The 13525-nt window shown below is 73.3% G+C and carries 15 protein-coding genes; 8 read left to right on the top strand and 7 right to left on the bottom strand.

All coding sequences use genetic code 11. The annotated features are described in order from the left end of the window. Nucleotides 1-79: 79 nt before the first annotated feature. Nucleotides 80-781 (bottom strand): response regulator transcription factor, encoded by a 702-nt coding sequence (locus AB5J51_RS28160; RefSeq protein ID WP_136224564.1) that lies wholly within the window; start codon nucleotides 779-781, stop codon nucleotides 80-82. 17 nt (nucleotides 782-798) lie between these two features. Then, nucleotides 799-1632, bottom strand: a complete 834-nt coding sequence (locus tag AB5J51_RS28155) for an adenosylcobinamide-GDP ribazoletransferase (RefSeq protein WP_053785140.1) — start codon at nucleotides 1630-1632, stop codon at nucleotides 799-801. Nucleotides 1633-1718: 86 nt separating this feature from the next. Between AB5J51_RS28155 and AB5J51_RS28150 the strand changes: the two genes are divergently transcribed. Further along, entirely contained in the window at nucleotides 1719-2489 is a 771-nt protein-coding gene (locus tag AB5J51_RS28150) for a hypothetical protein (RefSeq protein WP_369778967.1), read from the top strand. 65 nt (nucleotides 2490-2554) lie between these two features. Here AB5J51_RS28150 and AB5J51_RS28145 read toward each other — a convergent pair whose 3' ends face one another. Continuing rightward, complete coding sequence (locus AB5J51_RS28145; RefSeq protein WP_133898253.1) at nucleotides 2555-2833, bottom strand: hypothetical protein; 279 nt, start codon at nucleotides 2831-2833, stop codon at nucleotides 2555-2557. Nucleotides 2834-2846: 13 nt separating this feature from the next. Further along, nucleotides 2847-3641, bottom strand: coding sequence for a PspA/IM30 family protein (locus tag AB5J51_RS28140; RefSeq protein WP_136224562.1), 795 nt, complete (start codon nucleotides 3639-3641; stop codon nucleotides 2847-2849). A 261-nt stretch (nucleotides 3642-3902) separates the two neighbouring features. Between AB5J51_RS28140 and AB5J51_RS28135 the strand changes: the two genes are divergently transcribed. Together AB5J51_RS28135 and AB5J51_RS28130 are read left to right on the top strand one after the other, a co-directional pair. Further along, the gene (locus AB5J51_RS28135) at nucleotides 3903-4511 is read left to right on the top strand and encodes a DUF3043 domain-containing protein (RefSeq protein ID WP_107093424.1); all 609 of its coding nucleotides are present in this window, start codon (nucleotides 3903-3905) and stop codon (nucleotides 4509-4511) included. A 65-nt stretch (nucleotides 4512-4576) separates the two neighbouring features. Further along, on the top strand, nucleotides 4577-5320 hold the full coding sequence (locus AB5J51_RS28130; RefSeq protein ID WP_240805332.1) for a bifunctional 2-polyprenyl-6-hydroxyphenol methylase/3-demethylubiquinol 3-O-methyltransferase UbiG: 744 nt from the start codon (nucleotides 4577-4579) through the stop codon (nucleotides 5318-5320). A gap of 81 nt (nucleotides 5321-5401) precedes the next feature. Here AB5J51_RS28130 and AB5J51_RS28125 read toward each other — a convergent pair whose 3' ends face one another. Then, nucleotides 5402-5614 carry a hypothetical protein gene (locus tag AB5J51_RS28125; protein WP_053785135.1) on the bottom strand — a complete coding sequence of 71 codons (213 nt, stop codon included), beginning with the start codon at nucleotides 5612-5614 and terminating at the stop codon, nucleotides 5402-5404. 104 nt (nucleotides 5615-5718) lie between these two features. Between AB5J51_RS28125 and AB5J51_RS28120 the strand changes: the two genes are divergently transcribed. The 5 genes from AB5J51_RS28120 (at nucleotide 5719) to AB5J51_RS28100 (ending at nucleotide 12024) form a co-directional block, all read left to right on the top strand. Then, nucleotides 5719-6948, top strand: a complete 1230-nt coding sequence (locus tag AB5J51_RS28120; protein WP_053785134.1) for a bifunctional adenosylcobinamide kinase/adenosylcobinamide-phosphate guanylyltransferase — start codon at nucleotides 5719-5721, stop codon at nucleotides 6946-6948. A 71-nt stretch (nucleotides 6949-7019) separates the two neighbouring features. After that, on the top strand, nucleotides 7020-8102 hold the full coding sequence (gene cobT, locus AB5J51_RS28115; protein ID WP_369778966.1) for a nicotinate-nucleotide--dimethylbenzimidazole phosphoribosyltransferase: 1083 nt from the start codon (nucleotides 7020-7022) through the stop codon (nucleotides 8100-8102). 36 nt (nucleotides 8103-8138) lie between these two features. Then, nucleotides 8139-10037, top strand: coding sequence for a phosphatidylglycerol lysyltransferase domain-containing protein (locus AB5J51_RS28110; RefSeq protein ID WP_053785132.1), 1899 nt, complete (start codon nucleotides 8139-8141; stop codon nucleotides 10035-10037). Continuing rightward, nucleotides 10034-10768, top strand: coding sequence for a hypothetical protein (locus AB5J51_RS28105; RefSeq protein ID WP_206310708.1), 735 nt, complete (start codon nucleotides 10034-10036; stop codon nucleotides 10766-10768). Before AB5J51_RS28110 ends, AB5J51_RS28105 begins: the two co-directional genes overlap by 4 nt. Nucleotides 10769-10851: 83 nt before the next feature. Further along, entirely contained in the window at nucleotides 10852-12024 is a 1173-nt protein-coding gene (locus AB5J51_RS28100; RefSeq protein WP_078987154.1) for a sensor histidine kinase, read from the top strand. On the opposite strand, the gene AB5J51_RS28095 is transcribed toward AB5J51_RS28100, so the two are convergent. Together AB5J51_RS28095 and AB5J51_RS28090 are read right to left on the bottom strand one after the other, a co-directional pair. Continuing rightward, a complete protein-coding gene (locus tag AB5J51_RS28095) occupies nucleotides 12021-12848 on the bottom strand; it encodes an endo alpha-1,4 polygalactosaminidase (protein WP_136224561.1) in 828 nt (275 codons plus the stop codon). The two genes, AB5J51_RS28100 and AB5J51_RS28095, sit on opposite strands and share 4 nt — an antisense overlap. Continuing rightward, nucleotides 12845-13492, bottom strand: a complete 648-nt coding sequence (locus AB5J51_RS28090; RefSeq protein WP_133899878.1) for a spherulation-specific family 4 protein — start codon at nucleotides 13490-13492, stop codon at nucleotides 12845-12847. The genes AB5J51_RS28095 and AB5J51_RS28090 overlap by 4 nt, the downstream gene beginning before the upstream one ends. Between the last annotated feature and the right edge of the window lie 33 nt (nucleotides 13493-13525).

Genomic DNA, 13525 nt, shown 5'->3' with positions numbered 1-13525 from the left:
AGGTCCCGCGTCTTTATACGCCGCATACCGCGTCCGCAGTACGCGGCCGTACTCCACGGCCCTGCGGCCGGCCGTGGCCCTACTCGGCCCGGGGCCGGACCAGTCCCGATTCGTAGGCGATGACCACCAGTTGGGCGCGATCGCGGGCGCCGAGCTTCGCCATGGCCCGGTTCACATGGGTTTTGACGGTGAGCGGGCTGACCTCGAGCCGGCGGGCGATCTCGTCGTTGGACAGGCCCGCGGCGACGTGGACGAGGACCTCGCGCTCCCGGACGGTCAGCGCGGCGAGCCGCTCGGCGTGCACGGCGGCGGGTCCGGCGGGGTCGGCGCCGCCGCCCTGGGCGAGGAAGGTGGCGATGAGCCCTTTGGTGGCCGCCGGGGACAGCAGCGCCTCCCCGGCTGCGGCGACGCGGATGGCGTTGAGCAGCTCCTCGGGCTCGGCGCCCTTGCCGAGGAACCCGGAGGCGCCGGCCCGCAGGGACTGGACGACGTACTCGTCGACCTCGAAGGTCGTCAGCATGACCACGCGGACGGCGGCGAGTTCGGGGTCGGCGCTGATCATGCGGGTGGCGGCGAGACCGTCGGTGCCGGGCATCCGGATGTCCATGAGGACCACGTCGGGCCGGGTTGCCCGGGCGAGTTCGCAGGCCTGGGCGCCGTCGCAAGCCTCGCCGACGACCTCCATGTCGGGCTCGGAGTCGACCAGCACCTTGAAGGCGCTGCGGAGCAGGGCCTGGTCGTCGGCGAGCAGCACCCTGATGGTCGTCGGCGTCTCTTCCACGCCCCGAACCCTACGGGTCAGCCCAGGGCCAGGACGATCAGGGCCGTCGTCGCCGAGACCTCGGCGAGGGCGCCGAACACGTCGCCCGTGACCCCGTCGAAGCGGCGTACGCAGCGGCGGAGCAGGTGTTCCGCCGCCGCCAGGGCGATCAGGACCGCGGCCGCGCACTGCACGGCGGCCCCCGGGCCCACCGGCAGGGCGGCGGCCCCGGCCAGGACGGCCACCAGTGCGGCGATCCCGATGGCCGAGCCCTTGGGGAGCACTCCGGCGACCGCCGCCCCCAGCCCCTCGGGGCGGGCCGGCGGTACGCCGTCACGGGCGGCCATGGTCATGGCCAGCCGGGCGGTGACGGCCGCGATGACCGTCGCCAGGGCCCCGTGGAACCAGCTCTCGGCGTAGAGGTCGGCCAGCGCCCCGGCCTGGGCCATCAGCACCAGCAGCAGCGCCACCACCCCGAAGGGGCCGATGTCGGACTGCTTCATGATCCGCAGGGCCGTCTCGGCCGGCTTCGCGCTGCCCAGCCCGTCGGCGGTGTCGGCGAGCCCGTCGAGGTGCAGCGCCCGGGTCAGGGCGGCCGGTACGGCGACGGTGACGGCCGCCGCGAGCAGCGGGCCGCCGCCCAGGAGCAGCAGCAGCACCCCCGGCACGGCGGCGAGCAGGCCCACGACCAGCCCGGCGAGCGGCGCACAGGCCATGCCGGTACGGGCCGCGGGCCGGTCCCAGCGGGTGATGCGGGCGGGCAGCACGGTGAGCGTGCCGAACGCGAAGCGCAGGCCGTCGCGCAGCGAGGCGCGCTCCGCGGGCGGCGTCAGGGGCGGCGCGGGGGGCTGGTCGTCGAACGAATCTTTCATCGGCGCGAACGCTACCCGCTCTCCGAGGGCGGTAAATTGCCGCATACGGGAAATTGGGGAGCTGCCCACAACAGGGAGCCGGCGGTATGGGTCACTGGTGGTACCGGAACATCGTCGAACCGGGGAAGCTCCCCCTGCTCCTCGCCCTGCTCTCGTTCGTGATGTCGTTCCTCGTCACCCGTGTGATCACCCGGCTGATCCGGGCCGGGCGGGGGCCGTTCAAGAACGTCACCCCGGGCGGCCTGCACATCCACCACGTGGTGCCCGGCGTCGTCCTCGTGATCATCGGCGGGTTCGGGGCCGTCGGCAGCGGCCGGCACGGATTCGGCGCGCTGCTCTCCGCCGTCATCTTCGGGCTGGGCGCCGGCCTGGTGCTGGACGAGTTCGCGCTGATCCTGCACCTCGACGACGTCTACTGGAGCGAACAGGGCCGCAAGAGCGTCGAGATCGTGGTGCTGACGGCCGCGCTGGTGGCGCTGGTTCTGGGCGGGTTCCTGCCGTTCGGCGTCAACGACCTGACCGCCGACGAGCGGCAGAGCCGCGGGCTCATCATCATGAACACCGCGACGAACTTCTTCCTGGCCCTGATCGCCCTGTGGAAGGGCAAGGCGCGCACCGCGTTCTTCGGCACCGTCATCCCCTTCGTGGCGCTGATCGGGGCGATCCGGCTGGCCCGGCCCGGCTCCCCCTACGCGAAGAGGTTCTACGCGAAGCGCCCGCGGGCCCGCGCCAAGGCCAAGCTGCGCGCGTTCCACCACGACCGGCGGTGGGCGGCCCCGCGCCGCAGGTTCGAGAACTTCATCGGCGGGACCCCGGATCCGGAGCGGACGGCGGTCTCGAAGCCGACGAAGCACTGAGCGCGCCCGGCCGCCCCCGCGAGGGGGCGGCCGGGCGCCGTCACGTCCCTGTCCTGCCGGGCGGTTCAGCCCGGGATCAGGCCGTCGTCGCTGAGCATCTCCTTGACCTCGTCGAGCGAGGCGTCCTCCGCGGGCAGGATCAGCTCGGACGGCTCCAGCGCATCGTCCGGCAGCGGCTCGCCGAGCCGCCGTACGGCCTCGAGCAGCGCGCACAGCGTGCGCCGGAAACCTTGCTCGTCACCGCTCTCCATCTCCGCGAGCAGGTCGTCGTCCAGCTTGTTGAGCTCGGTGAAGTGGCTGTCGGCCACCTTCACCTGGCCTTCCCCCATGATGCGGACAATCATGACGGGCCCCGTCCTACTGCTTGTCGAACCGGTGCTGGGCCTGCGGCTGCTGGGCGCTGCCCGGGGCACCGCCCTCGATGGCCTGCTGCTGCGCCGACGGGCCGCCCGCCAGCTCGGCCTTCATCCGCTGGAGCTCCAGCTCCACGTCCGTACCGCCGGAGAGGCGGTCCAGCTCGGCCTGGATGTCGTCCTTGGAGCCGAGGCCGCTCTGGTCGTCGAGGGCGCCGGAGGCCAGCAGCTCGTCGATCGCGCCGGCGCGGGCCTGCAGCTGGGCGGTCTTGTCCTCGGCCCGCTGGATGGCCAGGCCGACGTCGCTCATCTCCTCGGAGATGCCGGAGAAGGACTCCGCGATCCGGGTCTGCGCCTGCGCCGCCGTGTACGTGGCCTTGATGGTCTCCTTCTTCGTACGGAAGGCATCCACCTTGGCCTGCAGGCGCTGCGCGGCGAGGGTCAGCTTCTCCTCCTCGCCCTGCAGGGTCTGGTGCTGCACCTCCAGGTCGCTGACCTGCTGCTGCAGCGAGGCCCGCCGGGACAGCGCCTCGCGCGCCAGGTCCTCGCGGCCCAGGGCGAGGGCCTTGCGGCCCTGGTCCTCGAGCTTGGCGGACTGGCCCTGCAGCTGGTTCAGCTGCAGCTCCAGGCGCTTGCGGGAGGTCGCCACGTCGGCGACGCCGCGGCGCACCTTCTGAAGCAGCTCCAGCTGCTTCTGGTACGAGTAGTCGAGGGTCTCGCGCGGGTCCTCGGCCCGGTCCAGGGCCTTGTTCGCCTTCGCGCGGAAGATCATCCCCATACGCTTCATGACACCGCTCATGGGCTTCGCGCGCCCCCTTCTAGACGGACTGTGCTCCAGGTCACCGACAGAACCCACAGTACGGGCCCTGTCTCCATTACCGCACTGTTCCTGTGCGGATGCGCTCCTCCTCCAGAACGACTCCACCCCTGCCCCTGTCAGGCGTAGGGAGTAGGTGCTCCCCCGAGCCCGCCCACCGCAAGAACCCTGCACAGGGAAGACGCCCGCCGTTGCCGGATCGTTCCCCGCCGGGGTGGGGTACCCGCCCGCAACCACGTAGGCTTGGGTTTTGTGTTTGGTAGCCGTTCCTCCAAGGAAGAGAAGGCCGCAGCCACCGACAAGGTGACCGCCGACCTCTCGCAGCCCCGTGACCCGCAGGCCCCGAAGGGCCGCCCGACGCCGAAGCGTGCTGTGGCCCAGTCGCAGCGCAAGGCCGTGGTGGCCTCGACCGGCAACCGCAAGGAGGACGCCAAGCGTGCGCGTGAGCGCCGCCGGGTGGAGATGACCAAGCAGCGCGAGGCGCTGGCCAGTGGCGACGAGCGCTATCTGCCCGCCCGCGACAAGGGCCCCGTCCGCCGGTTCGTCCGCGACTTCGTGGACTCCCGCTTCTCCGTCGCCGAGATGTTCCTGCCGCTGGCAGTGATCATCCTGGTGCTCAGCATGGTGCGGGTGCCGTCGATCCAGAACATCGCCCTCATGCTGTGGCTGGCCGTGATCGCCCTGATCATCGTCGACTCCGTCGGCATGGGCTTCCGCCTGCGCAAGGCCCTCGCCGCGCGCTTCCCCGACGAGCCGCGCCGCGGCGCCGTCGCGTACGGCCTGATGCGCACCCTGCAGATGCGCCGACTGCGCCTGCCGAAGCCGCAGGTCAAGCGCGGGGAACGGCCCTGAGCGGAGGGAAGCCCGGAGCGTCGGGAGACGGCTTCGCGGGGGGAGCCCGGCTGTGGCTCGAGGGCTTGGGCGGACTGCGCAACGCCGTCCGCCAGGAGCTCGTGGGCCGGCAGGTCGACGAACAGATCGCGCACCGCTTCCCGGTCGGGCAGCGGCTGCGCGTCCTGGACGTCGGCATGGGCCAGGGCACCCAGGCGCTGCGTCTCGCCCGCGCCGGGCACAAGGTCACCGGACTGGAGCAGGACCCCGCCATGCTCGCCGTCGCCCAGGAGGCGCTCGCGGCCGAGCCCGCCGGGATCCGGGACCGGGTCCGGCTCATGGAGGGCGACGGCCGCGAGACCGGCGCGCACTTCCTGCCGGGCAGCTTCGACGTGGTGCTGTGCCACGGCGTTCTGATGTACGTGCCCGAGCCGGACGCGATGCTCGCCGGGCTGGCCCGGATGCTGGCACCCGGCGGACTGCTGTCCCTGCTGGTGCGCAACGGCGACGCCCTCGCGATGCGGCCCGGGCTGGACGCCGACTGGCCGGCCGCTCTGGCCGCCTTCGACACCATCGACTACACGAACCGGCTGGGCCTGGAGGTACGGGCCGACCGGCTGGCCGGGCTCACCGCCACCCTGTCCGGGATCGGCGCACCGCTGCAGGCCTGGTACGGCGTACGCGTCTTCACCGACGGGACCGAGGCCGGCGAGGAACTTCCCCCGGACGAGGAGCTGGAGCAGCTGCTGGCCGCCGAGGACCGCGCCGGACGGACCGACCCGTACCGCGGTGTCGCGGCGCTGCTGCACCTGTGCGGCGTACGGGGCTGACCCGCCCCGGCACACCACCCGCAGAACCCGGGAAGCCCGGACCCCGACGGGGTCCGGGCTTCCTGCATCGGCAGCCGCCGCTCAGGCGTTCAGAGCCTCACGCAGGCTCATCGTGTACAGCTCGGTGCCGTTGTCGTCGGACAGCTTCACCTGCTCGGTGCCGCCTTCCAGCAGCTCCTTCCAGACCTCGCCGATCCACGACTCCGCGTCGCCCTGCGTGGTGAACTCCTCCGGCTCGACCGCCGGGCTCGTCTCGCTGCCGTCGGCCTTCTCGAACCGCCACGTCCACGCCATGTCCGCCTCCGTTGCTCGTCCGCTGCTCGCACGCATCTCTTCTTGAGTCTGCCCGCAGAGTAGCCGGGCGCGCACCAGTCCCGGCGACGCGGGAGGATCTTCTCGTGGAACTCACTCTGCTCGGCACCGGCACACCCGAAGGACTGCCCCGCCCCGGCTGTCCCTGCGCGGCCTGCGCGGTCTCCGTCGGCCCCCGGTCGCGCGCCGCGACGTCCCTCCTCGTCGACGGGGCGCTGCTGCTCGACCTGACCCCCGGGGCGGTCTTCGCCGGCGCCCGCGCGGGGCATTCGCTGGCCGGCGTACGGCAGGTCCTGCTCACCCATCCGCACGACGGGCCGCCGGTCGAGCTGCCGCCGGGGCTGCCGGCCGCCGGGCGGGTGCCGGACGGGCGGGAGCTCGCGGTGATCAGCGGGCACCGCGTGCGGGCGGTGCCGATGGACGCGCCGGGCACCGGGTACGAGGTGACCGGGCCGGACGGCAGCCGGCTCCTGTACCTCCCGCCCGGCGGGGCGCCGGCCGGCTGGGGGTCCCCCCGGACGGAGTCTGGGGGAGGCGCCGCCGGGCAGCGTCCGTACGACACGGTCCTCGCGGACGTGCTGGGCCGGCCGGAGGCGCTGGTGCGGCTGCGGGCGAGCGGCGCCGCCGGGCCGACCACCGACGTGATCGCCGTGCACCTGGACCACGACACCCCGCCGGGCCGGGAACTGGAGCGCCGGTGCGCCGCGGCCGGCGCGCGGGCGGTGCCGGACGGGACGACGGTGACGGTGGGCGAGTACCACGCGGTGCCGGACCTGCCGCGCCGGACGCTGGTGCTCGGCGGGGCCCGCTCGGGGAAGTCCTTCGAGGCGGAGCGGCGGCTGGCGGGCTTCCCGGAGGTGGTCTACGTGGCCACCGGCGGAACCCGGGACGGCGATGCGGAATGGGCGGCGCGGATCGGCCTGCACCGGGACCGGCGGCCGGGGAGCTGGCGCACGGTGGAGACGTGCGAGCTGGTGCCGCTGCTGGTGGAGGGAGGGCCGCCGTTGCTGATCGACTGTCTGGCGCTGTGGCTGACCGACGCGATGGACCGGGCGGGGGCCTGGGACGACGCCGTGTGGGCGGGGCGGGGCCAGAAGGAGCTGCGGGAGCGGGTGGCGGAGCTGGTGGCGGCCGTGCGGGCCACCCGCCGCACGGTGGTGGCCGTCAGCAACGAGGTGGGCTCGGGCGTCGTTCCGGCAACCGCTTCCGGCCGGCGTTTCCGCGACGAACTGGGGCGCCTGAACAGCCTGGTGGCCGCCGAGTGCGAGCACGTCCTGATGGTGGTCGCCGGGCAGGCGGTGGTCCTGAAGGACTGACTCCGCGCCCCGCCCGGCGAGCGGCCCGGACGGGGCTTGGGGAGGGCCTTACCCGCTGTACGCTCTGGCAGATGACCACGCTGAATCTCGACGACTTCTCCGATCTGATCGAGCGCCCCGACGGGGGCGTCCGGCGTGACGCCGAGGAACGCCGTGAGCGGCTGGCCGTGCCGGCCGGGGCGCTGGGGCGGCTCGACGAGCTCGCCGAGTGGCTCGCCGCCGCGCAGGGGCGGGTGCCCGTCCGCCCGATCGAACGGCCCCGCGTCGTGCTGTTCGCCGCCGACCACGGGATCGCCGCCGAGGGGGTGTCCGCCCGCGCCGCCGGCAGTGCGCACGAGCTGGTGCGCTCCGTGCTCGACGGGAACAGCCCCGTCTCGATCCTCGCCGGGCGCCTCGGCGCCCCCGTACGGATCGTGGACGCCGGCCTGGACTGCGAGCCCGGGCTGCTGCCCGAGGACGTGGTCCGCCACCGCGTACGCCGCGGCAGCGGGCGGATCGACATCGAGGACGCGCTCACCCTCGAGGAGGCCGACGCGGCCCTGCGGCTCGGGGTGCGGATCGCCGACGAGGAGGCCGACTCGGGCACCGACCTCGTGGTCCTCGGGGACGTGAGCGTCGGCGGGACCACGGTCGCGGCGACGCTCGTCGCCGCCCTGTGCGGAACCGACGCCTCTGTGGTCACCGGCCGCGGGGGACTGCCCATCGACGACCTGACGTGGATGCGCAAGTGCGCGGCGATCCGCGACGCGCTGCGCCGGGCCCGCCCGGTCCTCGGCGACCAGGTGGCCCTGCTCGCGGCGGTCGGCGGCGCCGACGTGGCCGCGATCACCGGGTTCCTGCTGCAGTGCGCGGTCCGTCGTACGCCGGTCATCCTGGACGGCATCGTCTCGGCGGCCTGCGGTCTGGTGGCCCAGCGCGCCGCGTTCCGGGCCCCCGACTGGTGGCTGGCCGGGCAGGCCAGCGGCGAGCCGGGCCAGACGAAGGCCCTGGACCGGATGGCACTCAACCCGGTGCTCGACCACGGCGTCACAGTGGGAGAGGGAACCGGGGCATTGCTAGCTCTCCCCCTGGTCCAGGCGGCCGCCGCGCTCGCGGCGGACCTCCCGGAGCGGGTGGCGCAGGAGCCTGCGGAGCCTGAGGAGCCGAAGGACTGAGCGTCCGGTCGGCGGCGCCCCATATGATCGCGTTTTATGGGAGAGGCCCGCTTGACCAGCGCAGACATTGACCGGACCGCACAGGCTGCCAAGGCAGCACAAGGATCCGGCAAAGACACGAACAGCAGGAAAGACGAGAAGAAGGACGAAGGGGGCGGCCGCGAGACCGGCCGGGGATCCGCCCGGTCGCGGCGCAGCGCCGCGTTCGCGGTCTGGTACCTGCGCGCCGTCACCTTCGTCAACTTCCTCAGCGCGGTGTGGCTTTCGCTCGGGCAGGACCTGCGCCGCCACAACACCGCCGATTTCTACACCCCTTACCTGCTCACGGCGGGCTTCGCGTCCGGCCTGTTCTCGCTGCTGCTCGCGGTCACCATGGGCCGCCGCAAGCGGGCCGCGTGGATCCTGAACCTGGTGCTCAGCGGCATGCTGCTGCTGGCCTTCGCCACCGCGGCCTTCGCCCCGTGCACCAGCGGCGACTTCGACCTCTGCTACCCGGAGTTCCGGGACCACACCCAGAACTGGGTCTCCCTGGCCCTGACGGCGGCCTTCGTCGGCGCCCTGCTGCTCGGCCGTCGGGAGTTCTACGCCAAGGGCGACCGCTCCAACCCCAAGCTGGCCACCCTCGTCGGCGCCGTCGGCCTGCTGGCCACCTCGCTGCTGGCCGCGCTGATCGTCGGCGCCGCCAACACCGACCCGGACGCCGCCGACGCCACGTTCCTGGCCCGCTGGCGGTACGGCGTGATGCGGCTCATCACCCTGGAGCCCAACGCCCGCGACTACGCGGCGATCACCACTCCCGGCTGGGTGGACATCGTCATCAACGTCATGTCGACGCTGCTGCTGATCGCCGTGCTGCTCGCCGCCTTCCGCTCGCGCCGCGCCGTCGACCCGCTGACCGAGGAGGACGAGGAGAGGCTGCGCGCGCTGCTCGCCCGGCAGGGCGACCGCGACTCGCTCGGCTACTTCGCGCTGCGCCGCGAGAAGTCCGTCATCTGGTCCCCCACCGGCAAGGCCGCCGTCACGTACCGCGTCGTCGGCGGGGTCTCGCTGGCCTCCGGCGACCCGATCGGCGACCCCGAGGCCTGGCCCGGCGCCATCGAGCCCTGGCTGGCCGAGGCCCGCGAGCACGGCTGGGTGCCGGCCGTGATGGGCGCGAGCGAGGAGGCCGGGCAGATCTACGCGCGGCACGGTCTGGACGCGCTGGAGCTGGGCGACGAGGCCATCGTCGAGACCGACGAGTTCACCCTGGAGGGCCGCGCCATGCGGACCGTCCGGCAGGCCTACAACCGCGTCAAGCGCGCCGGGTACACCGTCCGGATCCGCCGGCACGCCGACATCCCGGCCGAGGAGATGGACGTGCTCCTCACCCGCGCCGACGACTGGCGCGACGGTGCGACCGAGCGCGGCTTCTCGATGGCACTGGGCCGACTGGGCGATCCCGGCGACGGCCAGTGCGTGATGCTGGAGTGCACCGACGGCAACGGCGATCTGCGCGCCGTGCTGTCCTTCGTGCCGTGGGGCCCCAAGGGTCTGTCGCTGGACCTGATGCGCCGCGACCGCGATTCCGAGAACGGTCTGATGGAGTTCATGGTCATCGAACTCCTGGAACGCTCCAAGGAGATCGGCGTCACACAGGTCTCGCTCAACTTCGCGATGTTCCGTTCCGTCTTCGAGCGGGGGTCCAAGCTCGGCGCGGGTCCGGTGCTGCGCATGTGGCGCTCGCTGCTGAGCTTCTTCTCCCGCTGGTGGCAGATCGAGTCCCTCTACCGGGCCAATGCCAAATACCGGCCGATCTGGGAACCGCGGTTCATGCTCTTCGAGAAGAGCTCCGACCTGCTGCGGATCGGTATCGCGGCGGGCCGGGCCGAGGGCTTCCTGGAGGCTCCCGGGCTGCCGAAGTGGCTGAACCGCAGACATCTGGAGACCAATCGTTGACGGCGTGGACGACCACCCCCCTCCGGCGGTTCGCCCGCCGCGAGTGGGGGCCCCTGTTCTGGACCGTCCGCGACGCGCTCGTCCGCGACAAGTGGCGGGCCGCCCCGATGACGCTGGGGGCCGTCTGCCTGACCTCGGTCTTCCAGATCGTCCAGAACACGTCCTGGGGGTTCCAGCCGGTCCAGAACCTCGGGTCGGTCAAGGCCGCCGACCCGCTGTGGCTGGCCCTGCTGCGCACCCCGCTGTCCCTGTTCGTCCCCGCCCTCGACCTGCCCGTGTGGGGGGCCCTCGCCCAGATCCTGCTGGTCTTCGGGATCTCCGAGATCTGCATCGGCTGGTGGCGCACGCTGCTGATCGGCTACGTCGCCACCCTCGCCGGGACCACGTACGCGCGGATCGGGCTCTCGCTGGGCCCCGACCACCCCTTCGGCCTGCCGGTGTCCGACCGCGTCGTCAACGACACCGGCCCGTCGGCGGCGGTGGTCGGCCTCGCGATCTACGTGTGCTGGCGCTACCGGGCGTACCTGACCGGGGCCGCCGTGATCGCGGTGATGATCGGCGAGGTGCTGGTCAAGGACAACCTGGCGGGCAAGGAGCACCTCGCGGCCATCGCCGCCGTCATGGCGGTGTGCGTGGTCCGCGCGAAATGGGGCCCCGCACGCTCCCGGGCCCCCCTCGGCCGGCGCCCGCCCCCGGCCGCCCCGCTGCCCCCGCAGCGTCCCGGCCTCTGACGCCCGTCCGCCCGGCCGGAGGCAGGCCGTACCGTATCGGGGTGACGACACACCTCGGGCCGTTCGCCCCCACCCGGCACTGGATGCGGACCCATCCGCTCGCCACCGATGCCGTTCTCGCGCTCGGGGCGCTCGTCTCCATGGTCGTCGGCTCGTTCGCCGATCCGCACGGCCCGCACGGGCCCACGTTCGGGACCCGGACCCCCGAGCCGTTCTCCCTGCTGCTCATGGTGCTGGGCGCGGCCGCGCTGGTGTTCCGGCGGCGGCACACGCGCACCGTGCTCGCCGTGACCATCGGGCTCTGCCTGCTGGAGCTGACCACGGGCGAGCCCCGGGCCCCGGTCGCCATGTCCACGGTGATCGCCCTGTACACGCTGGCCTCCCGCACCGACCGGCCCACCACCTGGCGGATCGCCGTGCTCACGATGGCCGGGCTGACGGGCGTGGCCATGCTGGCGGGCCCCCTGCCCTGGTACGCGCAGGAGAACATCGGCATCTTCGCCTGGACCGGGATGGCCGCGGCCGCCGGCGACGCGGTGCGCAGCCGGCGGGCGTTCGTCGACGCGATACGGGAGCGGGCCGAACGGGCCGAGCGGACCCGCGAGGAGGAGGCCCGGCGGCGGGTCGCCGAGGAGCGGCTGCGGATCGCGCGCGACCTGCACGACGTGGTGGCCCATCACATCGCCCTGGTCAACGTGCAGGCGGGGGTGGCCGCGCACGTCATGGACAAGCGTCCCGACCAGGCCAAGGAGGCCCTGGCGCACGTACGGGACGCGAGCCGCTCGGCGCTGAACGAGCTGCGGGCCACGGTCGGCCTGCTGCGGCAGTCCGGCGATCCGGAGGCGCCGACCGAACCGGCGCCGGGGCTGGCCGTACTGGACGAGCTGGTGGACACCTTCCGGCACGCCGGGCTGCCGGTGAAGGTGATGGTCGAGCTGGGCCGGGAGCGGGACGTGCTGCCGGCCGCCGTGGACCTGGCGGCGTACCGGGTGATCCAGGAGGCCCTGACCAACGTGCGCAAGCACGCGGGCCCGGAGGTCCGGGCCGAGGTCAGCGTGGTCCGGGTCGGCGCCTCGGTGGAGGTGACCGTGCTGGACGACGGCGGCACCGCCGAGCTCCCCGCGGACGACGGCGCCGGCGGCGGCCACGGGCTGCTCGGCATGCGCGAGCGGGCCACGGCCCTGGGCGGCTCCTGCTTCGCCGGGCCCCGGTTCGGCGGCGGCTACCGGGTGCACGCGGTCCTTCCGGTGGCCTAACCCTTCGGTGGGCAGAACTGCCGCCAGACGCCCAGTTCGTACTTCTTCTGCAGCGAGCTGAGCCGCAGCTCCTGCGAGCGCTCGCACCACTCGCCGATCCGGCTCTCGTACTCGACGTGGAAGACGGCCTTGCCCGCCGCGATGAACGGGGTGAGCCGCTCGCACTCGTCGTACTCGGCGCACTGCTCGTTGACCGCGAAGTCGAAGTCCCCCACCAGCTGCGGGATCTGGTCGAGGTCGTTCTTCAGCCCGACCGCGAGGCCCCGGTCGTGCGCCAGCTTCGCGATCAGCCGGTTGTACTTCAGCTGGTCGTCGGCGGAGAGCGGGAAGCCGGACTTGTTGCGGTAGCCGTCCATGTTGTCGGGCTCCACCGCGTCGAAGCCCTTCTCCCGGCACATGTCGAACCGCTTCGCGATCAGCGGCTCCAGCTCGGTCAGCCGCCGGATGTCCAGCCAGCGCTCGCCCTCCCAGCCGTTGCCCTCGCCGAGCATCTCCTTCGGGAAGGCGCCGGCGTCGGGGCGGAAGTCCTCCCAGGCGCCGGTGGAGAGGTAGCAGATGGTCCGCCGGCCGGCCTTGTTCAGCTCGGCGACCTGCTCCTTGGTGGTGGTGAACCCGTCGACGTCGTAGACCGCGGCCTTCACCGAGGTGTCCAGCTTCTCGGTCAGCTGCCACTGCCAGCTGACCCCGGGCTTCGGCTGCCAGCGCTCCCCCGGCGCCGGGGCGGGCGACAGGTCGTCCGGCTCCTGCCCCTCGGTGGTGCAGGCGGCCAGCACGAGCAGCAGGAGCAGCGGCAGTACGCGGCCGCGCCGGAGCGGGCGCGTCATCCGGTGGCCTCCAGGGCGTACGGGAGGGTCCCCCACGGGTGCGCGCCGGTCCCGGGGACGGCGCAGTGCACCGCGGCCCCGCGCTGCCGGGCGAGCTCGGCGGCGGGCGCGCCCGGCGGGACCGCGTACACGAGGTGGCAGAACCGCTGGGCGGGGTGGTCGGCCGTCCAGGGCGGCACCGACGCGTCCCGGTAGGCGTCCCAGGGTCCCTCGAAGGTGACCAGCAGATCGGCGAGTCGGGCGTAGCCGGGGTGCGGGTGGACCCCGTGGTTGAGGACGAGGGTACGGGCGCCGGCGGCCCGGGCGGCGACGGCGAGCCGCCCGTAGTGCGACAGCAGCTCCGGATCGGCGGAGGCCTGGTCGAGGAAGGCCCCGTCGGCGCCGTACCAGTCGCGGTGGCGCAGCAGGTCCGCCACGACGGCGGCGTGCGGACGCCGCCCGTAGTCGGTGTCGGTGTAGCCGAGGACGGGCACCCCGGCGTCGCGCAGCCGCTCCGCGACGGCGGCGAACCGCTCGTCGCGGGCCTCCCCCGGCCCGCTGGCCGGGTTGAGGACCACCGAGTGCAGCCGGCCGGCGGAGCGGATCAGCCGTTCCCAGTCCTCGGGCCGGTCGGCGGGGTGCTCGTAGAGGGGCACCAGCAGCATGAGGTCCTTCTTCTTGTACGGGTTCACGTTGTA

The organism is Streptomyces sp. R33 (assembly GCF_041200175.1).
GTDB classification, from domain to species: domain Bacteria; phylum Actinomycetota; class Actinomycetes; order Streptomycetales; family Streptomycetaceae; genus Streptomyces; species Streptomyces katrae_B.
The sequence above is the reverse complement of the archived record's forward strand: the minus strand, read 5'-3'. Positions and strand labels throughout refer to the sequence as shown.